The organism is Sphingomonas sp. ID0503 (genome assembly GCF_048565625.1).
Classification (GTDB): domain Bacteria; phylum Pseudomonadota; class Alphaproteobacteria; order Sphingomonadales; family Sphingomonadaceae; genus JBLZUR01.
The window spans coordinates 1,379,472-1,400,942 of record NZ_JBLZUR010000002.1 but is presented as its reverse complement, the minus strand read 5'-3'; the positions used below and the strand labels follow the sequence as shown (position 1 = coordinate 1,400,942).

The window sequence follows — 21,471 nt, the reverse complement described above, 5'->3', positions numbered from 1 at the left end:
CAGCGGGAACATCCAGCAAGCGCTTATTGGGTTCGACGTTCCACTTTTGGATGCCGCCGCTCAGGGCTTCCGTTCTGAACCGCGCCCAGAGAGCTGCGGTATCCGGTGTCGGCCAATCTCCCAAATCCGTGAAGGCAGTGATCTCGTCCGATTCCAACAGGCCCGCATCTCGGCAGGGGTTACGAAGACCGGCTCGGCGCTTTCGATCGCGGCTATTGCAGCGCGGCGCGACGGCAGGCCGGCACGGATCAGCATCGACATCATGAACCGCGGCACACCCGTCTCGAGCGCCGCCGCCCCGCCACCCGGGATGATGTCCGGCGACCATCCCAGCGAAAGACGCCGCGTCCTGATCGCCTCGAGCGCCCAAACCAGTCGATAGGTGAAGGCCTCCTCGACCACGCGCATGTTGTCCGGGCCGATCTCGGTCACGTCCGCGCCGGACACCCATTGGCGGAGAATCCTTCGCCAATCTGCCGGAAGCGCGTTCCTCTTGTCCGGAATGAAGGGCCGCATGACAAGCAGCCGCTCCGCGAGCCCGGCAAGAGCATCCGCGAGTTCGTCGACATCACCCGGCAGCGACGACGCATCAGCTCGATCGACGAGCGCTCCCAACTCGTCAGCCATCGCGTCTATGGCCAGGCCGGCCTCGAGCCCGACGCCCATCGCGAAATGGCCCTTGCGCGCTTGCGGGGTGGTCACGCTCCAGATCAGATTGGCGCGGGCTTCGAAGACCCTCCGGTGTTGCGCGACTGTCGCTTCGCCCTCGCGGGCGATCTGGCGCGCCCAAAGCGAGCCCTGCAGCGCTTCATCGAGCAACCGTGGCAGGTCCGCCCGATCAGCGTCGAGCGCTTCGATCAAACCGAAGACGGTGGCATCGAGACGCTCGACAAGCTGCGACAGCGGTTCTTCCTCGATGTTCTCCTCTTCATCGCCGCCGCCATCACCGTCTTCGTTTTCCTCATCGTCATCATCGCCGGCGTCGGGATCAGCCAGCTCGGCAGCAACAGCCGCTTCTTCCGCCTCGGATTTCCAGCCTTCCCGCGAATTCGCCAAGTATTCCCAGGCGTCATCCCGCCCGAGAACGCCTTCGCGTGTCAAACGCTCCAGGATCTCGGCGACGATCTGGATCAGGCCGCTCTGCAATGTCCGCGCTTTCGACGAGGCGACCAGTTGCCGCCATTCGCCACTACGCCAGTCCACCCGGTCAAACATGACGTGGACTATAAGGCCCTCGACGTCGACAAACGCACGTCCGGCTCGACCGGCGACGTTTGCGAACTCTTCACCGGTGATGAGTTCGCCAGAGCGATAGAGCGCCGGCACAAGAAGCACCGCCGCGTTGAGGTTGAGGCCTTGTGACAACGTCGGAGAAGCCACGATAACCTTCAGCACGCCCTCCGACAGCAGGATCTCCAGTTCGCGCAGAAACGGGCTCGGGAGGCGGCCGTGGTGAATGGCAACACCGACCTTCAGGCTGGCAACGGCAGGGTGATCCTCACCGAGCCATTCTTTTCCGACTTCCAGCGCCCTCGCGATCGGACCCTCGTCGTCGAGAAGCGGCTCCAGATAACCGCGGCGGCACAAGTCGACGACACGCTTGCCGTAGCCTTCGACCCAATTGGCCTGCGTCGAGAAGATCAGCGTCCGTTTGCCCTGGCCTGCAAACTCCCACGCAGCGAACAAGGCCAAATGACCAGCCTCGCGCGGGTACGGCTTCTTCTCCCGGCCCAGCGGCGGCTTCTGGACCACAAAACGATCGATGAAAGGTCCGTTCGCAGTGAGATCAAGCGTCAGACGGGCATCGCGTCCGCGCCAAGTCAGCATGCCGAACCGCTGTCGCGTCGGCCGCCAATCCGACCGCACGGGCTCGCCTGGCTGATCGGATCGTATCCACGCAGTCAGATCGTCGAGTTCGTCGCCACTCGGAAGGATGGCGGACAGACAGACGATGCGCCGATCGGCAGCGTCCCCCCGCCGGAGTAAGCGCTGCACGAGCGTCTCGTAGCGGATTTCGCGCTCGCTCGGGCCGATCATATGGCCTTCATCGAGAACGATCAGGCCTACGTCGTCGATCAAGCTCGGGTCGCTGCGAAGCGCAAAGTCTAGTTTCTCCGGCGTCGCGATGATGATCTCCCGCGACCGGAGCGCATCCTCGTCGCCCGCGGACAAGCCGCTTGCGCCGTAGAGCGACGAAACGCTGAAGCCCAGCGGAGCGAACGTCTTGCGGAAAGAACGCTCGGTCTGGGCAGACAGCGCGCGTAGCGGCGTGACGATCAGGACGCGGCGCGCCGCGGATAGCGTCATCAGCGCAGCGATCTCGGCAACGCGGGTCTTTCCGGCGCTGGTCGGAAGCGCGACTACGAGATCGTCGGTCATATCCGTCGAGCGACGCGCCGCCTCCCGCTGTGAGGGCCACAGCTCGACCTCGGAGTTCTTTCGGGCGAACAGCGAGCCAATGAAGAGCTGCCGAAGCTCCGGATATCGCTCTTCGGCGCCGTCTGGCGGATCGATCGGCAAATTTTGATGCAGCGAATGCGCCCACAGATCATCGATCAGGTGGCGGCAAAGATTTGAGATCCACCAGAGTGGCACGTTCTCAGCGTTGTTCGCCAAGCTGATGGCCGTGGCCAGGAGCCCACGGGCAGTTTCCAACGGCTCCTCATCCCCGGTCGCAAGCGCGAATTCGAAGTGAGCCAGGGCGCGGCAGATCGTCGTGTTGAGGATCGTTGCCAGCACTTCGTCGGGATCAGCTTCCTCGCCGCGCAGCTCGGCCGACATCTGTGCATCGCCATGCGCTTCGTCGTTCAGCCAATCGCGGACATAGGAGCGAAGGCGGTCAAGGTCGCGCAGGATGAGCAACATGACCGCCGTCTCGCCAGGCGCGGCATTGAGGTCGCCGGGAACCTCGTTGAACAGCGAGTAAGCGACGGCCGAATAGCCGGCGAGATGATAGGCAGCCGCCGCGATCGTCCTACGGAATCCACGATCCGGCGCGTCCGGATCGCCATTGCGGACAAGAGCTTCGAACGCGTTGGCTGCTCGCTCGAAAGCCTTACTGGTCAGCGGCGATGCGCCTTCACCGGTGCGCAGCGCCATCGCGCCGCGCAGCAGCGCGAAGCCGTGCTCGGCCAGGTCGGTTTCGATCGTCGCCCCAAGCGCGGGTGCGTCCGCCGGCAAAACGCCGTCAGTCCGCATCAGCGACCAAGCGGCACCTCGGTAAAGCAACCGACGCAGGATTCCGTCCTGGGTCGCCGCGGTGAGAAAGGTCCGCAGTTCCTCACTCGTCTCCAAGGTTTTCCGCCTCTTCGTACATCTCCTTGATGAATTCCTGGTGGTCCTCGATCCGCAGGTTCACCACAAACTGGTCCCGGTTCGTGCTCGCCGCGTCCAGGTCCTCTTTCAAAGCGGCGGGCGGCGCGTTGCCGGACATCGTGAACAGCATGTGGTCGATGCGACCCGCGCGCGGCACTTTGAGACCTATCTCGTCACGGATCGCGCGTCCGAGCGCGATGTCGTCGGCCTCGTTGCTTTCGAGCAAACGGTTGGCAACGAACAACAATGAGTCCGGCGTGCATCGGCCGCTGTCACGGTTGAGAACCTTGCGCGCTGCCGTGACGGTCGATTTCCTTAAGACCCTGTTGCTCTTTGCTTCGCCCTTCAGAAGCCACAGCTCTCCGTCGTCACCGGCACCATAGCCGGCACCTATGAAGTCGTCGCCGCGCATCGCCATGTTGCGTCCGTCCTTATAACGGAGCCTACGCACTGGAACGCGAAGGCCGATCCCTTCCTCGACCAGCTCGGTCGCAAGAATCTCGCCGAGATCACCCGAGCGTCCCTTGGCGGTCTGCGGAAGCTGCGCCCGGAGGATTTCGGCTGCGCCCTCATAGCCCAAGCGCGCCACATCATCTGCGATCCGTTCGAGCCGATCGTAGTGGGACCGGACGGTCTCCGCGAGAGAAGCGCGGATCGCCTCGCGCCCGCCGGCTTTTTCGACGAGGCACCAGTATTCCTTGCGCCCGTCTTTCTCTTTCGTGGTGTCGCACCACTCTTCGTATAGCGGCACGCCGCGCCTCCCCACCAGCGCTGACGAACAAACCTCACTTTCGCCCCATGAACGACTGCGTCGTGCCGGTCGTGAGAAAGCTGTGCCCCGCGCCCAATTCTGATTCACGGATCATACACTTCGAGCGTGTCCACGTCCCTAGAGAATTGAGAAACAAAGCGTTCGACGCGATACCTGCCGTATCTATCCCACCTGTTCAACGGCGAGCGTTCCCGCCGCAAGCGGCCGGATCAGCGACTGAGCCGGCACAGACGGATCAAGCCAGTCGGCCCAGGCATCGCGTTCGAGGATGACGATCTGGCGGTCATGGTACGGCGCGATGTCGGGCCCGGGCTCCATGGTCAGCATCGTGAAGGCCTCGCCGACATCCTTTGTCTCGCGCCAGATGCCGGCGATGCAGAAGATCGGCTCGTCGCGCTTGGTGAAAAGCCACTTGTCTTTCCGCTTCTTTCCCTTCTCGGCAGGATCGGTGAACTCGTAGAAACCATCCGCCACGATCAGGCAACGGTTCGAGGTGAACTCACGCCCCTCAGATCGAAAATTGTAGACCGGCCGCTTGTTCGGCGCCGGCCAGCTCCACCGACGTTGCACCATGTCGCCTTCGCCGCGAACGCCATCAACCGTGCGGATGATCGGGGCGACATCCGTGATCTTGATTTCGTCGCGCGCCTCGATGTTCGGGGTCCCTTCGCCGAAACGGATCTTGATCTTCAGGTCGGCGAAGTCCTCCACGATGGAAGCGACATCCACCTTCAGTCTATAGTCATTGCACATCGGTCCTCCGTCTCGATCGCCATTGCCTTACGATCGCGTTCTTGTTATGTTCACAGATCATGAGCGCGAAGGTTTTCGATTCCGACGCATCGCTCGACGAACGCCGTATCATCATAAGGCGCGACGGCGGCGATGTTGAGATGGTGGAGCTGCCATGGGGCCTTCAACCCCGCGAGCGCGGCGGCCGGCCTTTCACCGTCGTGCGCGCCGAAGGTCGGGCGTTCCCGTCCTTCCGCTGCCTCGTTCCTGCCTCCGAATTCAGGCACCGCAGCCGGGGCAAGAACTACAGCTTCTCGCTCGCCAGTGGTGACTGGTTCTATTTCGCAGGCATCTGGAGGCCGGCGACATTGGAGTGGCCGGAGGCCTACGCAATCCTGACGACGGCGGCCAACGACGATGTCGAACCCTATCACCACCGGCAGATGGCGGTGCTGCGCCGGGATCAGCGCATGGACTGGCTCGACCTGACCTGCCCGGAAGAAGAACTGTTGCGCCCCTTGCCGGCGGGGAGCGTTCGTGTGTCGCAGCCGCGCGAGGCGCAGGTGCCGCTCGCGTTCTGACTTACTGAAATCCGGTTCTACGCAGTTACGATTTTGAAGGGGAAAGCCTTCCCCTGCGGCCGAGCCCTTGGTCTCGGCCGACCCCTTCTGCGGGGAGACCCCCGCAACGCCCCCTAGAGTGAGAGTGCGGACGGGGTTTGCCGTGACGGGTTGAGGGCTGGGAGGGAGGCTCCTGGCGCCCGTCGCGGAGATCCGCGATGTCCAGAAAGACCGCACCCGCTCGCGCCGGCCAAGACCGGGCGAGCCTTTACGACGAAATCACCGGCAAGATCATTTCCGAGCTGGAAGCCGGCCGCGTGCCGTGGGTTCAGCCTTGGGGAACGGCCGCAGCGAAGGCACCGCTCGCCATGCCGCGAAACGCCGCCACCAGCCGGCACTATTCCGGGATCAATGTGCTGATCCTCTGGGGCGCCGTGATCGAGCACGGTTTTCCCGGCCAGAGCTGGCTCACCTTCCGCCAGGCGCTCGCGCTCGGCGGCAATGTACGCAAGGGCGAATGTGGCACGACCGTCGTCTATGCCGACCGCTTCGTTCCTGACGACGAGAAGCGGCGCGCCCGCGAAACCGGCGAGGAAGCCCAGGCGATACCGTTCCTGAAGCGCTTCACCGTCTTCAACGCCGCACAATGCGAGAATCTGCCGGAGGACGTCGCTATCGTTGCACCGCCTCCGTTGCCCGGCCTGATCGAGCCCAGGGTCGAGGCCCTCATCCGTGCGACGGAGATCGACTTCCGCATCGGTGGAAACCATGCCTTCTATGTACCGGCGCTCGACTACGTGCAGGTCCCGCCGCCCCAGGCCTATTACGAGCCGATCAATTGGCATCGCACGGCGTTGCACGAGCTCGGCCACGCGACTGGCCATCCCTCCCGGCTCGGTCGTGACATGAGCGGCGGCTTCGGCACCAAGAAATACGCCTTTGAGGAACTAGTCGCCGAGATGAACGCCGCCTTCTGCTGCGCCTCGCTCGGCATCGTGCCGACCGTCAGGCACGCGGACTACATCGGCTCCTGGCTGGAGGTGTTGCGCGAGGACAATCGCGCCATCGTCCGCGCAGCCAGCCAGGCGAGCAAGGCAGCCGACTGGCTGCTCGGATTCATGCTGGCCGATGACGCCGAGCTGCAGGCCGACACCTCGATCGACAGGAGGGCGGCATGATCCTCCTCTCGGACGAGCTGCGCGAGCAGCTCCTCGCCAATGGCCGCGCACACGACGTCGACCATGTCCCGGTCGTGAAGTTCTTCAACCCGCTCGGTGAAGGCGTCTGGCTCGCCACCGAACTCGATGAGGACGGCGACACCCTCTTCGGCCTGGCCGATCTCGGCGAGCCAGAGTTGGGCTCGTTCACCCTCGCCGAAATGATCGCTGTGCGGTTGCCTTTCGGGCTCGGCATCGAGCGCGACATCCTGTTCGAAGGCCTGTTCCCGATCTCGGTGTGGGTCGAGGCGGCGCACCGGACGGGCAGCATCCGCGAGGCCGAACGCCTGCTTCACGCCGTCCATCAAGCCAAACGGGAAGCGCCAGCAAGTAGAGAGTGAGAGGGAGGACCGGTTTTCCGTGACGGGTTGGAGGTCGAGAGAGAGGCTCTCGGCCGCCCGTCGCGGAGTAAATCCCGATGGCTACTGCAGCTCATAAGATCGTCCTGTCGTCCTCGCGTGACATCCCTTTCAACAAGCTGGTGCTCAGCCAGTCGAACGTCCGGCGCGTGAAGGCCGGCGTCTCGATCGAGGACCTGGCGGCCTCGATCTCCCGGCGTGGCCTGATCCAGAGCCTCAGCGTCTTCCCCGTGGTCGACGCCGAAGGCAACGAGACCGGCATGTTCGAGGTGCCCGCCGGCGGCCGCCGGTTCCGAGCGCTGGAAATGCTGGTCAAGCAGAAGCGCCTCGCCAAGACCGCGCCGGTCCCCTGCGTGGTGCGTGAGCGCGACAGCGGCATCCTCGCCGAAGAGGTCTCGCTTGCCGAAAATATCGAGCGCGCACCGCTCCATCCCCTCGACCAGTACCGCGCCTTCCAGGACATGCGCGACAAGGGCATGACCGAGGAGGAGATCGCCGCGGCGTTCTTCGTGCCGGCCCAGGTCGTGAAGCAGCGGCTGCGGCTCGCGTCCGCATCGCCGACGCTGCTCGACGTCTACGCCGACGACGGCATGACGCTGGAGCAGCTCATGGCGTTCACCGTGTCGAACGACCACGCCCGCCAGGAACAGGTCTGGGACGCGATCAAGGACGCCTGGTCGAAAGAGCCGTACCAGATCCGGCGCATGCTCACTGAGACAACCGTGCGCGCTTCCGACAAGCGGGCTGTGTTCGTCGGCGTCGAGGCCTATAAGGCCGCCGGCGGCGTCACCATGCGCGATCTCTTCCAGTCCGACGATGGCGGCTGGCTGCAGGACCCGGCGCTGCTTGATCGCCTGGTCGCCGAGAAGCTGAAGGCCGCGGCCGAAACGGTCGCCGCCGAGGGCTGGAAGTGGATCGAGGTGGCAGTCAGCTTTCCCTATGACACCACGCGCGGGCTGCGCGAGTTGCGGGGCGAACCGCTCGATCTCTCGGCCGAGGAGAACGCCACCATCGAGGCGCTCAACGCCGAGTACCAGAGGCTCGAGGCCGAATATGAAGGCGCCGACGAACTGCCGGACGAGGTCGATCAGCGGCTCGGCGAGATCGAGACTGCGCTCTCCGCATTCGAGATCCGGCCGGTTCGCTTCGATGCGGATGACATCGCCCGTGCCGGCGTATTCATCAGCATCGCCCATGACGGCAGCCTCGACATCGACCGCGGCTATGTGCGGGCCGAAGACGAAGCTCCGATCGTGCCCGAGGGCGAGACCGGTGTGGAAGCCGACGGGGATCCGACCGAACCCGCTGTGCAGCGGGCCGTGATCACCCTCGGCGGCCAGCAAGCCGAGCCGGAGGATGACGATGAGGACGAGGTCATCAAGCCGCTGCCGGAGCGCCTCGTCATCGAGCTGACGGCCTATCGCACGCTCGCGCTGCGGAACGCCGTCGCGGAGAATCCGCACGTCGCCATGACCGCGCTGCTCCACAAGCTCGTCTCGGACACCTTCATGACCCGGATGTATACGGGCGCCATGGAGGCCGGAGTGAGGCACATCTTCTTCCCGGCCCAGGACGATGCACTGAAGGACAGCCCATCCGCGCGCGCGGTCCAGGACCGTCACACCGCCTGGGCAGGCGACATCCCGAAGGAGGACGACGCTCTGTGGGATTGGCTCGCGGCCCTCGACGAGGCCAGCCGGATGGCTCTCCTGGCGCATTGTGTCAGCTACGGCGTCAACGCGCTCTATGAGCGACCGAACCCGCACAGCGCCGGCGGTGTATCCCGGCACACGCTCGATATGCGGCTCGCCCAGGCCGATCGCCTGACACGGGCGACCGGGCTTGACCTGGTCGAGGCCGGCTGGCGTCCGACCTTCGGCAACTACCTAAACCGGGTCACAAAGCCCCGCATCCTGCAGGCGGTCCGTGAAGGCGCCGGCGAACAGGCCGCGCAGCTCATCGACCATCTGAAAAAGGGCGACATGGCCAAGGAGGCCGAGCGCTTGCTGGCAGATAGTGGCTGGTTGCCGGAGCCGCTGCGTCTGGCCGCCGCGTCCGAGGCATCCGCGTCGGCGACCGAAACCGTCGGCGAGGATGACGGCGCGGCGCTGCCCGACTTCCTCGCGGGCGATGACGAGGAGTCCGCAGGCGAAGACGACGAACACCACCTCGTCGCGGCCGAGTGATCGCTCAGGCGGAGCGGCTTCGTTCGCTCCGCCCCCCTCCAACCAAGGAGTTGCGCCATGTCGCATTCGAGCCCCGCGCTCCGGCGCGTCGTCTTCCAATATCTCGTGCCCGTGCATGTCGAGGTCGAGGACGGGCGCGTTGCCCGCGTCACCGTCATCGACGAGACGCCGGTCCGCGATCCCGCCGTCGTCGAAGGCGACCCTGCCTATCTCGACGATGCCGTGGGGGCCGCCGACGACGGCCAGCCCTGGCCGTCCTGGCAGTTCGGCTACTAGCCCAACCAGCCTCCGATCCTTACCGAGCACGGCCCAGCGCCGGGCTCTTTTTCGTTTCAGGAGCCCTTCATGACCGATTTTCTAAGCCGCTTCTCATGCCTGCTCGACGTTGGCACGGCCGGCAACGCGGCGCGCGCCTTCGACATCTACACCGCGCTGATCGCGGAAAACGCCCGCGAACACCCGCCCGCCGAACCGTTTCTGCTCTCGCTGACGCCCGAGCACGGCCCGGACCGCCTTTGGCTGCGCGATCCCGGCAGCGCGGACCAGCAGCTCGCGATCACCTTCGTGACGCGCTGCGCCGAAGCCTTCGGCCTGACCGGCCGCTGGGGATTCCAATGGGCGAACATTGCCTCCGACCCCGTCATTAACGGCTTCTCCGGCGGAGCCCATGTGCTCGATCTTTCGACCGGCGAGACGCTCGAATGGATCAGCACCGGGCGATGGCTCGCCGACCGCCTTGGAGAGGGAGGCCCGCGATGAGCATTCCCGACCATGCCCGCGCGAACTTCCAGACGTTGCTGCGCGCCGCCACATGCGGCGACCTAGCGCTAGTGGAATGCACCGAAATCGCGACGGGCGAGATCCGCTACGTGATCTGCGCCGTTGGGCGCGATGGCGACGACTATATGTTCACGCCGTTCGGCCATCTCGCCGACGGCGACCCCTTCGAGCTTTACCGTCCGCCCGAGGCCTCGACCTGAGGGCGGACGCGCTCGATGAGGTCCGCGGCGATCGCGCGGGCATTGACCGGAAACATCGCGTCGCCGGCCGGCACGAGGAAGCTGCCGAAGGCGTGCTTCGGATATTAGGCGTTCAGCACTGAGACGGTGCTTTCCAGCTCCGCCGTCGCCTTCAGACCTTCAGCCTTAGCGAAGGCCAGCGCCTTCTCCAGATCGTGCCGCACCTTGTTGCGGCAGCGATCGTCGCTCCAGCCCTGGGCCACGAGGAACGCCTTCAGCGCCAGCTCGATGGCAATGGCGATCGCGTAGCAGATCTCGCGCGCATCTCCGCGATCGGCCGTGTCTGCGCCCGGTAGGAATCCTTCGCCATTGGCGAGGAACGTGGCTGCCAGCTCGCTGTCGATCTCGACTGCGCTACCAGACGGCCACTTCCCACTGACCGTTAACCCGGGCGAAGCCGATTGGGCGGTTCTGCGGAGCCGCACCGGCCTTCGTCGGGTCCATGACGAGTTGCGTCATGCAGGTCACGCCGGGACCGACACCACCCGGCGAGCAGTCGCCGAGATTCAGCGTCGCACGATCGCGCGTCCCTTCATGCCGTCTGCCTTTCGCGCGGCGCGGCGAGCCCGTCGAAGAAGACGCCGCGCGGCTAATTTTCCCAACCGAGATTAGCGTCCCATCGCCGCCGCTGGAAGCCGGAGCGATGGGACAGGCGCCGACCGCGCAAGAGTGAGAGGTCGGCCGGGACGGGTTCGAGCCCGTCTGGTCGAGAGAGAGCGCTGGGCCGGCTCGTCCGTCTTCCGCTCTTTCGAGGTATCCTCCATGCTTCACGCTCCCGTCTCCAGAGCCGCTCCAGCAGCCTCGCTTCCGCTCGCGCCCGGCGCGCCTCCGGCCGTCGCTATTCTCGCCGCCGCCGGCCGCCTCCTTTCTTACCTCGAACAAGGGCACGCGATCGACGCCGCGATCCTGCGCACCGCCATGAAACAGGCCTTCGGCGCGTCCGACGCCAGCGGCGCCTGGGACTGGAAAGCCGCCTACGACGCCTGTGAGGCGGCGACCGTCCTGTTCCTGCGCAAATACGGAAAGCCGCTTTTCCGAAAAGCCGCGTCTCCGGCTGAACGGCTCGCCGCGCTAACCAAGGTCGCCCGCCTGCTGCCGACCCACACGCGCCGGTCTGAGGAGGCCCAGGCCTTTCAGCAATTCTCGACGCCGACGCCGCTCGGCCTCGCGGCCTTGACCGCCGCCTCGCTGACGCCCGCCGACCGGGTCCTGGAGCCTTCGGCCGGCACGGGCCTGCTCGCGGTCCTTGTCGAGGTCGCCGGTTCCGATCTTATCCTCAACGAGCTGGCCGAGACCCGCGCCGATCTCCTCGCCTCCCTCTTTCCGGCCATCGCCGTCACGCGCTTCGACGCCGCTCAGATCGACGATCATCTCGATCGGGCCGCCATTCCCAGCGTCGTCATCATGAACCCGCCGTTCTCGGTCATGGCGAATGTTTCCGGTCGCGTGGCGGACGCCGCCTATCGCCACATCGCCTCGGCGTTGGCGCGGCTCGCACCGGGCGGCCGGCTGGTGGCGATCACCGGGGCGAATTTCTCGCCCGAGCTGCCAGCCTGGCGGGACAGCTTCATCCGGCTGCAAGAGCGCGGCCGCGTCGTGTTCACCGCGGCCATCGCGGGCTCGGTCTATGCCAAGCAGGGCACGACCATCGAGACGCGCTTGACCGTGATCGACAAGACGCCAGCCGGAGATGCGGCTCGCTTCCCCGAATCTCCCGGTGTCGCGCCGGACGTGGGGTCGCTGCTTGCCTGGATCGAGCGCGATGTTCCGACGCGCATGGCCGTCACCCTGCCAAAGGTCGAACCGGACGCAGCGCCGCGCACGGTGCGCGGTTATCTCGCCCGGGCCGCGGCCACATCGCCCGCCCGGCGCACGGCGCAGATCGAGGGCGTGCCGCTCGACTATGATGCCGTGGAGTGGACGCCGCCCGAGGGTGGACGCCTGTCGGACTCGATCTACGAGGCTTATGCCCTCCAGTCGATCCGCATCCCGGACGCGCAACCTCATCCCACCAAATTGGTGCAATCGGCCGCCATGGCGTCGGTCGCACCGCCAACGCCGAGCTACCGTCCGATCCTACCGGCCGCGATCGTCAGCGAGGGCGTGCTGTCCGACGCCCAGCTCGAGACGGTGATCTATGCCGGCGAGGCCCATGGCGAATATCTCGCCGGCGCCTGGACAGTCGATGCGACCGGCGATCTCGTCAACGCCGCCGCTGACGATGCGCCGAACGCCGTCCGCTTTCGCCGGGGCTTCATGCTCGGCGACGGCACCGGCGCGGGAAAGGGCCGCCAATCGGCCGGCATCATCCTCGACAACTGGCTCCAGGGCCGCCGCAAGGCCGTCTGGATCTCGAAGTCGGACAAGCTGCTCGAAGACGCGCAGCGGGATTGGTCAGCGCTCGGCATGGAGCGCCTGCTGGTTACACCGCTGTCGCGCTTCCCGCAGGGCACGCCGATCCGGCTCAACGAAGGCGTCCTATTTCTAACCTACGCCACGCTACGGTCCGACGACCGCGGGGAGAAGCTTTCGCGGGTCAAGCAGATCGTCGAATGGTTGGGCTCCGATTTCGACGGAGTGATCATTTTCGACGAGTCCCATGCGATGCAGAACGCCGGCGGCGGCAAGGGAGAACGGGGTGATGTGGCCCCATCGCAGCAAGGCCGTGCGGGGCTCCGGCTCCAGCACGCGCTCCCGAACGCCCGCGTCGTGTACGTTTCGGCAACCGGTGCGACCACCGTCCACAATCTCGCCTACGCCCAGCGGCTCGGTCTGTGGGGCGGCGACGATTTCCCCTTCGCCAATCGGGCCGAGTTCGTCGAGGCAGTGGAGAATGGCGGCGTCGCGGCCATGGAAGTGCTCGCATGCGACCTGCGTTCACTTGGTCTCTACACCGCCCGGTCGCTCTCCTATGACGGCGTCGAATACGAGCTGGTCGAGCATCAGCTCACGCCCGAGCAGACCCGCATCTACGACGCCTATGCCGGCGCCTTCGCCATTATCCATAATCACCTCGACGCGGCGATCCAGGCCGCCAACATCACCGGAGACAGCGGCACGCTGAACCGGCAGGCGAAGTCGGCCGCGCGCTCGGCCTTCGAAAGCGCGAAGCAGCGCTTCTTCGGCCATCTCCTGACCAGCATGAAAACCCCGACGCTGATCCGCTCGATCGAGCAGGACCTGGCCGACGGGCACAGCGCCGTCATCCAGATCGTCTCGACCGGCGAGGCGCTGATGGAAAGGCGGCTGGCCGAGATTCCGACCGAGGAATGGAACGACGTCCGCGTCGACATCACACCGCGCGAATATGTTCTCGACTATCTCGCCCATTCCTTCCCGGTGCAGCTCTACGAGCCGTTCTCCGACAGTGAGGGCAATCTGTCGTCGCGGCCAGTCTACCGGGACGGCCAGCCGGTTGAGAGCCGGGAAGCCGTCGCCCGCCGCGACGAGTTGATCGAACGGCTCGCATCGCTTGAGCCCGTACCCGGCGCGCTCGACCAAATCGTCCAACGCTTCGGCACCGATGTGGTCGCGGAGGTCACCGGCCGGTCGCGCCGCGTCGTGCGCAAGGGCGAACGCCTTGCTGTCGAGAACCGGGCGGCGTCAGCCAATCTCGCAGAGGCGGCCGCCTTCATGGACGACCAGAAACGCATCCTCGTCTTTTCGGACGCTGGCGGAACGGGGCGCAGCTATCATGCCGATCTCGCCGCCCGCAACCAGCGCCTGCGCATCCACTATCTCCTGGAACCTGGATGGAAAGCGGACGCGGCGATCCAGGGGCTCGGCCGCACCAACCGCACCAATCAGGCGCAGCCACCGCTCTTCCGGCCGATCGCCAGCGACGTGAAGGCCGAGAAGCGCTTCCTCTCGACGATCGCGCGCCGGCTCGACACGCTCGGCGCCATCACGCGCGGGCAGCGCCAGACCGGCGGCCAGGGCCTCTTCCGGCCCGAAGACAATCTGGAAAGCGCCTATGCCCGCGACGCGCTGCGCCACCTCTACCTGCTGCTCGTCCGCGGCAAGGTCGAGGGCTGCTCTCTCGACCGCTTCGAGTCCGCCACCGGCCTCAAGCTCATGGACGATAACGGCATCAAGGACGAGCTGCCGCCCATCACTACCTTCCTCAACCGGCTGCTGGCGCTCACCATCGACCTGCAGAACGTGCTGTTCACGGCGTTCGAGCAGCTCCTGACCGCAAAGGTCGAGGGCGCGATCCGCAGCGGCATCTATGACATCGGGCTCGAGACGCTGCAGGCCGAGAGCTTCGTCGTCACCGACAGCCAAGTGATCCACACCCATCCGGGCACGGGCGCGGAAACGCGGCTGCTCACCATCACCCGCCGCGAGCGCAATCGGCCGACGAGTCTCGCCGACGCGCTCGACCACCTCTCCGATCCGCGGGCTCGGCTCCTGGTCAACGGCCGCTCCGGGCGCGCCGCCGTGCAGGTGTCGGCACCGTCGATGATGCTCGACGATGGCGAGATCGAGCGCCGTGTCTGCCTGATCCGACCGATGGAGCAGCATCACGCGCCGCTGCGCATGATGGACGAGAGCCATTGGGAGGAAGCCGATCGTGGCGCCTTCGCCGCCGCGTGGTGGGCGGAGCTCAACGACGTGCCGGAGTTCGCCGACAGCACGATTCATATCGTCTCCGGCCTGCTCCTGCCGATCTGGAAGCGTCTGCCGAACGAGTCGACCCGCGTCTATCGGCTCCAAACCGATGCCGGCGAGCGCATCATCGGCCGCCGCGTCTCGCCCGCCTGGGCGGCGAACGCCGTCGCCACGGGAGCTGCATCGCTGACTCCGGATCAAGCCTTCGCGGCGCTGATGGATGGCAAGACGATCCTCGATCTCGCCGACGGCCTTCAGCTCCGCCGCGCGCGCGTCATGGGAGCCCAGCGATTGGAACTGAGCGGCTTCACCGAGGCGATGCGAGACCGGCTGCGGGCCTATGGTCTATTCAGTGAGATCATCTCGTGGAAGCTCCGCTTCTTCGTGCCGGTCGACGCCACCGGGCCTGGCGTTCTCGCCAAGCTGCTCGACACCTTCCCGATGGAGCGCATCTCCGAGCGGGAGGCCGCGTAATGGCACGTCAGGGCGCTTCTGATCTCGCGCACAGTCTCGGCCAGCAGACCGAGGCGGTGTGCCGGCACTATCTCTCCAGCGGCCGTCGCGAGGGAGGCTACTGGCTGGTCGGCGACGCGCGCAACACGCCCGGTCGCTCGATGTATGTTCGGCTCAAGGACACGCCCAAAGGTCCTGCCGGCAAGTGGACCGACGCGGCGACCGGCGAGCATGGCGATCTCCTCGACGTCATCCGCGAAAGCTGCGGCCTGATCGACTTCAGAGACGTCGCCGACGAAGCCCGGACCTTCCTCAGCATGCCGCCACCGGAGCCGGAACCTCGTGAGCACCAGCGGCAGAACCCAGCGCCGCATGGATCGCCCGAAGCAGCGCGCCGGCTGGTTCGCATGTCACAGCCGATCTTCGGCACCCTCGTACAGGCGTATTTACGGGAACGCGGCATTACGGATTTACGCGGAACCGGAAGCCTGAATTACCACCCGCGCTGCTATTATCGACCTGACGAGTATTCGCAGACTGAGACCTGGCCGGCGATGATCGCAGCCGTCACCGACCTCGACGGCAAGATTACGGGCGCGCATCGCACCTGGATCGATCCCTGCCGCCGCGACAAGGCGCCAATCGACACGCCAAGGCGGGCAATGGGCGATCTTCTCGGGAACGCTGTGCGTTTCGGCATCGGTGGCGACGTTATGGCGGCCGGCGAAGGCATCGAGACCGTCCTGTCGCTCCGGCAGGTTCTTCCTGACATGCCGATGGCGGCGGCGCTTTCGGCGGCGCATCTCGCCGCCATCCTGTTCCCCGACACGCTACGGCGGCTCTACATCGTCCGCGACAACGATCCGGCCGGTGACGCGGCCCGCGACACACTGATCGAACGGGCGAACGCGGCCGGGATCGAGGCGATCGTCATCTCGCCGGAGCTAGGCGACTTCAACGAAGATCTGCGCACCCTCGGACTGGACGCACTGCGCATGGAAGCCAGGTTGCAGGTGGTGCCGCAGGACGTAGCGCGCTTCATGGCGTTGGCGGCATAGCCGGCAGGAGAACGCGCCAGCGGCTCGATGCCGTGCTCGGCGGATGCATCAATCCATCGGAGGGACTGCGCCTCGGCCTTCGAGAGGGCGATCGGCCCACAAACCGGCCAGCCGGGCAATGGCGGCGGCCGACTATTTTCCGGCGGCCCTGCGGGCCTTTCCATCGCGAGGCAAAATAGCCGGCCTTAGCCATCAGGCCCTGCGCTGCGCTCCGGGTGCCCGGCTGTCCGGCCCGTGGGCTTCGTCGCCATGAAGGCCGCGACGGTCGCGGTCCAGCCGACGGAGCATCCCATGCGCTATCACGACGATTACGAACCGCACCACGAATCCTCACCGACAGACCATGTCCTCAACGAACTTCAGCTCCACGGCTACCGCCCCTTCGCCGACGAGCCAGACCAACGGCTTCTGCCCGATGGCAACCAGGTCGCGGGCGTCGTAGCAGACATCTTCGACGCACTGATCAGCACCCTGGAGGACACGCGCCTCGAGCCCGACCTCGACGATCTCCTCTGGTCGACGGTCAACGTCTTCCACCGCGCAACCGACCGGATCGGCCGGGAACTGGACGACAACGAGCAGGCCCAGAAGCGGGCGCAGCGCGAACAGGATGGCAGCGAGGTGAAGTCCGTCGAACTGGAGCGCCTGAGCGCCGAGGGCATCACGCTGATCGAGCGCCAGAACGCCTTCGAACTGATGCGCGATCAGGCAGCCGAGCACTACGAACGCCACGTTGGCAAGCCTTGGCTCCCGCGCAGCGGATCCAAGGTCAACCATCGCAACCTGACCTCGGCGATGATCGACAGCCGCGATTTCCTGATGGCAAAGAAACGTGCCGACCAGGAGGTGCTCCTGCCGCCGGGCCCGAAGATCGTCGTCACCGGCGGGCTCGACTACGACGATCACCGGCTGATCTGGGCCAAGCTCGACCAGGTCCATGAGAAGCATCCCGAGATGGTGCTGATCCACGGAAAATCGCCGAAAGGCGCCGAGAAAATCGCCTCGCTCTGGGCGAAGAACCGCAATGTCCCGCAGATCGGCTTCGCCCCCGACTGGACCACGCACGGCCGGGCAGCACCATTCAAGCGCAACGACGAGATCCTGCAGATCGTGCCCAAGGGCGTCATGCACTTCCCCGGGACCGGCATCCACGACAACCTCGCCGACAAGGCCAAGAAGCTCGGCATCCCGGTATGGAAGTTCGGCGGCGCGTGAGCGCCGCCTAGCTCAAGTCAATCTTCCAGAATCTCAGCACGTCCTCAACCTCGGCCTTTGGGTAATGGAGGTAGTCGGCATTGGCCAAATCGGAGCGCATCTTCGCCTTGCGCTTTGCGATTTCACGCTCAATGCGTTGCGTGAACGGTGCAGTGCCGGGCGGTAAGATGCCGGGCCGATCAGGACTCGGCCAGCTTATGGGGTAATCTGACGGCTCCCAACCGGATCGAACCTGTTCCGCCTGCGACTGTACGGACTCGTGCTCGCACGCCCATCCATAGAGATGGAACGAGCAGACCCGCAGCATAGACTTGATCTCGGGAATCGTGTCGGTGAAGCCCTTCAGTGACGTCGGCAGCCACACCATGTTCGCGACGCAGGAGAAGTAACGAGGGTCCTGCACAACACTGCTACGCTGAGCGAACGACGGATCGTCGTAGCCCCAGATATGACAGACGGTCCAATTCTTCGGTTTGGGGGCCGCCACATCGAGCGCAGCCACCAGAGCATTGAGCGCCGCCACGTTCCCCTCAAACTTCTCTGCGGTTACGCCCGTCGCCTTCCGCGTATTGGTATATCGGCGAGACCAACCGGCATCGTAGAGCGCGCGGCCTCGCGCCGTGTGCGGCGCCCACACCGGCAGCGCGCGAAACGTCTCCGGATGGACCCACCGCGCCGTTCGCTCAATCAGCTCGACGATCGCGGGAATGTCCGCCCGAAGCGCCTCGTTGCCGTCAGGCACATGAAATCCACCCGCCACAATTCCCCTACCGATGTTGTCGCCACGCTGCGCGAGACGTCCGGCAGAAGTCTTGGCACCTGGGCTGTTGAGATATTCACTGACTACCATTTCGGACCGGCTGACGCACCCCCGCTTATCTGCGCTGATCCTTGGTCCGACTGATCGCTTGACGCCATCAACCCGTAAAGGGTCGGCTATGCGAGCATGCCGCCGCTGCGGCTTCGCCTGCGCGGTGATCGCAGCGCTCAGTCCGACACCTCGGGCGCCTGTCAGCGGGGGATGGTCCTCCGCTCGAAACAGGAGTCGGATCGATGTCCCTCAACGATGCACACGCCTTCGCCTTCAGCCTCGCGACCACGCTGATGGCCGCCATCATCATCTTCCAGGCCGGCGACGGCACGCTGTCGGTCACGCCCGCCAGCGAATATGACGGCGACACGGCCGCGATCGTCCATGAGATCGACCCCTTCGCCCCATGACTGGGGCGACCCGGCCGAAGGTGCGGAAATCGCCGCCGATTTCCGCTCCCGGCACGCGCACTCTTGCGCTATACTTCAGCCGCGCCGTGGTGGTGGAAGGCGCGCCCGTCAGACCTTGTCCATACGGAGACCACCACCATGATGATCCTCGCAATACTTGCATCCGTCGCGGCGATAGGCCTGCTTTGCTGGCTGCTGTTCACGCTGGCCGTCTTCGCTCTGCCGGCGTTCGTCGGGCTGACTGCTGGCGCCTGGGCGCACGGCACGGGCGCCGGCATCCCGGGCGCCATCCTCGTCGGGGCCGTCGCGGCCGCGATCACGCTCGCCGCAGGCCATCTGCTCATCACCTTCGTCCGGCCGATGTGGTTGAAGCTGGTAGTGGCCGCGGCCTTCGTCGCACCGGCCGCGATCGCAGGCTTTCATGCCACCCATGGCGTTGTGAAGCACTTCATGCCGTCCAACGCGTGGCAGATCACGTTCTCCGTCATCGGCGCCATCGCGGTCGGCATCACCGCCTTCGTGCGGGTCGCTGGAATGGCGGCACCAAGCCCCTCCGGTCGGGACCTTGCGCGAGCCTGATCGTCGTCATCGCCGTCAGGAGGATCAGGGCGTCCGTGGTCGTGTTCGCTTCCATCGTCTCATGTCCGAGCGGTGGGCGTGTGCGCCACGGATCGAGGCTGGCACGAAAAGGCGGTCCTCACTGGACCGCTGCCGGAGCAGAGCCGTGTCTTGGCGGCGGCCAGGCCAACCGGCACGGCGATCTCCGAGGTGGCGGTGGGAGGCCAGGATGCAGCAGTGTCGGCCTGGCAGGTGAAGACGCCGCCGGCGAGACTGCCGTGGCGCTGGTTTGCCGATGCGGGACGGCCGCCATTTCCTCCGTTATCTGACCGTAGCTCGACCGCTCCAAACGGCCTCTTCAATGGGCTGATCTGGCCGAAGGCCGGCTGCGCCTCGATCGCCTATGACGCAACAGCGGCGTCAAGCTTTCTTCCCCTGCCGGCTGCGCCGTCATTCCTCGCGGTACAAGAAAGTCCTCCTTAGCTGTCAGGCCCCTGCGGGGTGCGCCGTCGATCGCCTCCGGCCAACCGATCCCCATCGAGGCCGCAATGGTGCGGGCTCGGGAACGGAAAACGGAGATCTACAATGGCGACCATCGGCACCTTCAAGAAGACCGGCTCGAACGAGTTCACCGGCGAAATCGTCACCCTCAGCGTCCAGGCCAAGAACGTGCGCATCGTCCCCGATCAGCGCGCCACCGGCGAGAACGCACCCAGCCATCGGGTTCTGGTCGGCCGCGCCGAGATCGGCGCCGCCTGGTCCAAGCGCTCCAGCGAGGGTCGCGACTATCTGGGCCTCAAGCTCGACGATCCGAGCTTCAACGCCCCGATCTACGCCAACCTCTTCGACGACGAGGAAGGCGACACCTTCTCGCTGATCTGGTCCCGTCCCAACGGCCGGCGCGGCGACTGAGGCAAAGCGCAAGGCCCCGGCCGGAAAGGCCGGGGCCTTCGGCGTTCAGGGCGACCGAATCAGTTCGCCTGGTGAGGGTGGCAATAACAGGCCGAAGGGCGACTTTCGGCTCGCCAAACCGACCAAGGACGACTATTATAGTCGTTTTCGTAGCGTGCGAAGTCAGGACTGTAGGAGGTGGTCATGCATGATCACCGCCCGACAGTCGCGGGCCGCCCGCGCGTTACTTGGTTGGAATCAGGAGACGCTCGCTGACAAGGCCCTGGTATCGCTGACTGCTCTGAAGCGCGTGGAGTCCGCGAACGGACTCCCCGTGCATGAGTCGACGCGCGATCAGGTCCGCCGAGCCCTTGAGGAGAACGGCATCGTCTTCCTCAACTCCGATCAGGGCGAAGGAGTGATGATTGTCCGGCAAAATCGCCAGCGGCCTTCTCGGCGCGCCTAAGCTCAACAATGCCGCATTGCGCCGTCATTTCTACGCTATGGGCGTCGTGCAAACTCCCTCCGTTTCGGATAAGACGCGATGGGGACGTTAACTATGAGCGGCAAATCCGACTTTCTCGACAAGCCACCGACGGATGCGCGGCTCACTGACTATGACCGCGCACATCTCGCGACCTATCTGCGCCTACTCGACGCGGAAAGTGAAGGCGCCCCCTGGGAAGAAGTAGCCAAGATTATCTTTGGCATCGATCCGAAGACCGATCACGTACGCGCCGAAGCTTTGTATCAGAACCATCTGGCGCGAGCACATTGGATGACCAACAACGGTTTCCGCGATCTTATACGATCCAGCTTTCATTAACCCTTGAGCGCCCAGTGATGCAGATCTTGCATCACCCACACGCGCCTTCGGGCTTCCCAAAATGCCACTCAACCGAGAATCGTTGGGGCTTGCAGTTCTCGCGCTGAGCGACGCAATGGGAGGCCAAGGATGCCGGAGCAAGGCACATGGCGGATCTCAACCGCCTATGATTATGTGAATGAGTTGGACGCTCCGGACCTGGCCTGGGAATTTCTGAGGCGTAATCCCGAGTATCAGCAAGACTATAACCGGCTGAAGCAAAGAGGTCTTGGAGAAGATCAGGCTGCTGCAGCTCTCTCGGCCAAATGGGGGTTATCCTTTCGCGGCCGATCCCGACCTTCCGGCCCCCAGCGCGAACGCCGCCTGGACGCCGACAGCCGATCCCTGGATGCTGATCTTGCAGGCGCTCCCGACTTGGGTTGCACCCGCACCTACTGCTGACCGGGCATCGCTGCGTACATCCCACGATGTCACCGAC

General features: G+C 65.2%; 21 protein-coding genes. 16 read left to right on the top strand and 5 right to left on the bottom strand.

The genetic code is table 11. From position 1 onward, the window contains the following. Window positions 1-60: 60 nt before the first annotated feature. From ACM608_RS07760 to ACM608_RS07750, 3 genes are all read right to left on the bottom strand, one after another. The gene (locus tag ACM608_RS07760; protein ID WP_419682653.1) at window positions 61-3,294 is read right to left on the bottom strand and encodes a DEAD/DEAH box helicase; all 3,234 of its coding nucleotides are present in this window, start codon (window positions 3,292-3,294) and stop codon (window positions 61-63) included. Further along, window positions 3,281-4,066, bottom strand: a complete 786-nt coding sequence (locus ACM608_RS07755) for a Hachiman antiphage defense system protein HamA (protein WP_419682652.1) — start codon at window positions 4,064-4,066, stop codon at window positions 3,281-3,283. Before ACM608_RS07755 ends, ACM608_RS07760 begins: the two co-directional genes overlap by 14 nt. A 183-nt stretch (window positions 4,067-4,249) precedes the next feature. Then, window positions 4,250-4,840: an SOS response-associated peptidase gene (locus ACM608_RS07750; protein WP_419682651.1), complete on the bottom strand. Its 591-nt coding sequence runs from the start codon at window positions 4,838-4,840 to the stop codon at window positions 4,250-4,252. A 59-nt stretch (window positions 4,841-4,899) separates the two neighbouring features. Between ACM608_RS07750 and ACM608_RS07745 the strand changes: the two genes are divergently transcribed. The 7 genes from ACM608_RS07745 (at window position 4,900) to ACM608_RS07715 (ending at window position 10,121) form a co-directional block, all read left to right on the top strand. Then, entirely contained in the window at window positions 4,900-5,400 is a 501-nt protein-coding gene (locus ACM608_RS07745) for an SOS response-associated peptidase family protein (RefSeq protein ID WP_419682650.1), read from the top strand. Between the two features lie 197 nt (window positions 5,401-5,597). Beyond that, window positions 5,598-6,557, top strand: a complete 960-nt coding sequence (locus ACM608_RS07740) for an ArdC family protein (RefSeq protein ID WP_125333898.1) — start codon at window positions 5,598-5,600, stop codon at window positions 6,555-6,557. After that, the gene (locus ACM608_RS07735; RefSeq protein WP_125333899.1) at window positions 6,554-6,937 is read left to right on the top strand and encodes a DUF2958 domain-containing protein; all 384 of its coding nucleotides are present in this window, start codon (window positions 6,554-6,556) and stop codon (window positions 6,935-6,937) included. Before ACM608_RS07740 ends, ACM608_RS07735 begins: the two co-directional genes overlap by 4 nt. 77 nt (window positions 6,938-7,014) lie before the next feature. After that, a complete protein-coding gene (locus ACM608_RS07730) occupies window positions 7,015-9,141 on the top strand; it encodes a ParB/RepB/Spo0J family partition protein (RefSeq protein ID WP_419682649.1) in 2,127 nt (708 codons plus the stop codon). Between the two features lie 57 nt (window positions 9,142-9,198). After that, window positions 9,199-9,417, top strand: coding sequence for a hypothetical protein (locus ACM608_RS07725; RefSeq protein ID WP_419682648.1), 219 nt, complete (start codon window positions 9,199-9,201; stop codon window positions 9,415-9,417). Window positions 9,418-9,486: 69 nt separating this feature from the next. Continuing rightward, window positions 9,487-9,900: a hypothetical protein gene (locus ACM608_RS07720; protein WP_125333902.1), complete on the top strand. Its 414-nt coding sequence runs from the start codon at window positions 9,487-9,489 to the stop codon at window positions 9,898-9,900. Beyond that, window positions 9,897-10,121, top strand: a complete 225-nt coding sequence (locus ACM608_RS07715) for a DUF6117 family protein (RefSeq protein WP_125333903.1) — start codon at window positions 9,897-9,899, stop codon at window positions 10,119-10,121. The genes ACM608_RS07720 and ACM608_RS07715 overlap by 4 nt, the downstream gene beginning before the upstream one ends. A gap of 104 nt (window positions 10,122-10,225) precedes the next feature. On the opposite strand, the gene ACM608_RS07710 is transcribed toward ACM608_RS07715, so the two are convergent. Then, window positions 10,226-10,585: a hypothetical protein gene (locus ACM608_RS07710; RefSeq protein ID WP_419682647.1), complete on the bottom strand. Its 360-nt coding sequence runs from the start codon at window positions 10,583-10,585 to the stop codon at window positions 10,226-10,228. Between the two features lie 337 nt (window positions 10,586-10,922). On the opposite strand from ACM608_RS07710, the gene ACM608_RS07705 reads away from it, so the two are divergent. The 3 genes from ACM608_RS07705 (at window position 10,923) to ACM608_RS07695 (ending at window position 17,497) form a co-directional block, all read left to right on the top strand. Further along, the gene (locus tag ACM608_RS07705) at window positions 10,923-15,245 is read left to right on the top strand and encodes a strawberry notch-like NTP hydrolase domain-containing protein (protein ID WP_419682646.1); all 4,323 of its coding nucleotides are present in this window, start codon (window positions 10,923-10,925) and stop codon (window positions 15,243-15,245) included. Continuing rightward, window positions 15,245-16,282, top strand: coding sequence for a DUF7146 domain-containing protein (locus ACM608_RS07700; protein WP_419682645.1), 1,038 nt, complete (start codon window positions 15,245-15,247; stop codon window positions 16,280-16,282). The genes ACM608_RS07705 and ACM608_RS07700 overlap by 1 nt, the downstream gene beginning before the upstream one ends. Window positions 16,283-16,573: 291 nt before the next feature. Beyond that, window positions 16,574-17,497 carry a DUF2493 domain-containing protein gene (locus ACM608_RS07695; RefSeq protein WP_419682644.1) on the top strand — a complete coding sequence of 308 codons (924 nt, stop codon included), beginning with the start codon at window positions 16,574-16,576 and terminating at the stop codon, window positions 17,495-17,497. A gap of 7 nt (window positions 17,498-17,504) precedes the next feature. Here ACM608_RS07695 and ACM608_RS07690 read toward each other — a convergent pair whose 3' ends face one another. Further along, entirely contained in the window at window positions 17,505-18,347 is an 843-nt protein-coding gene (locus ACM608_RS07690) for a hypothetical protein (protein ID WP_235824249.1), read from the bottom strand. A 203-nt stretch (window positions 18,348-18,550) separates the two neighbouring features. Here ACM608_RS07690 and ACM608_RS07685 point away from each other — a divergent pair, with 203 nt between their 5' ends. The 6 genes from ACM608_RS07685 to ACM608_RS07660 all read left to right on the top strand — a co-directional run bounded on the left by ACM608_RS07685 (window position 18,551) and on the right by ACM608_RS07660 (window position 21,434). Beyond that, window positions 18,551-18,718 carry a hypothetical protein gene (locus tag ACM608_RS07685; protein ID WP_008125146.1) on the top strand — a complete coding sequence of 56 codons (168 nt, stop codon included), beginning with the start codon at window positions 18,551-18,553 and terminating at the stop codon, window positions 18,716-18,718. Window positions 18,719-18,856: 138 nt separating this feature from the next. Continuing rightward, the gene (locus tag ACM608_RS07680; RefSeq protein ID WP_419682643.1) at window positions 18,857-19,297 is read left to right on the top strand and encodes a hypothetical protein; all 441 of its coding nucleotides are present in this window, start codon (window positions 18,857-18,859) and stop codon (window positions 19,295-19,297) included. Between the two features lie 564 nt (window positions 19,298-19,861). After that, the gene (locus ACM608_RS07675) at window positions 19,862-20,188 is read left to right on the top strand and encodes a DUF736 domain-containing protein (RefSeq protein WP_125333910.1); all 327 of its coding nucleotides are present in this window, start codon (window positions 19,862-19,864) and stop codon (window positions 20,186-20,188) included. Window positions 20,189-20,375: 187 nt separating this feature from the next. Next, complete coding sequence (locus ACM608_RS07670; protein ID WP_374996887.1) at window positions 20,376-20,633, top strand: hypothetical protein; 258 nt, start codon at window positions 20,376-20,378, stop codon at window positions 20,631-20,633. Window positions 20,634-20,726: 93 nt separating this feature from the next. Then, the gene (locus ACM608_RS07665) at window positions 20,727-20,993 is read left to right on the top strand and encodes a DNA -binding domain-containing protein (protein ID WP_125333912.1); all 267 of its coding nucleotides are present in this window, start codon (window positions 20,727-20,729) and stop codon (window positions 20,991-20,993) included. A gap of 129 nt (window positions 20,994-21,122) precedes the next feature. Then, the gene (locus ACM608_RS07660; RefSeq protein ID WP_185755992.1) at window positions 21,123-21,434 is read left to right on the top strand and encodes a transcriptional regulator domain-containing protein; all 312 of its coding nucleotides are present in this window, start codon (window positions 21,123-21,125) and stop codon (window positions 21,432-21,434) included. Window positions 21,435-21,471: the final 37 nt, after the last annotated feature.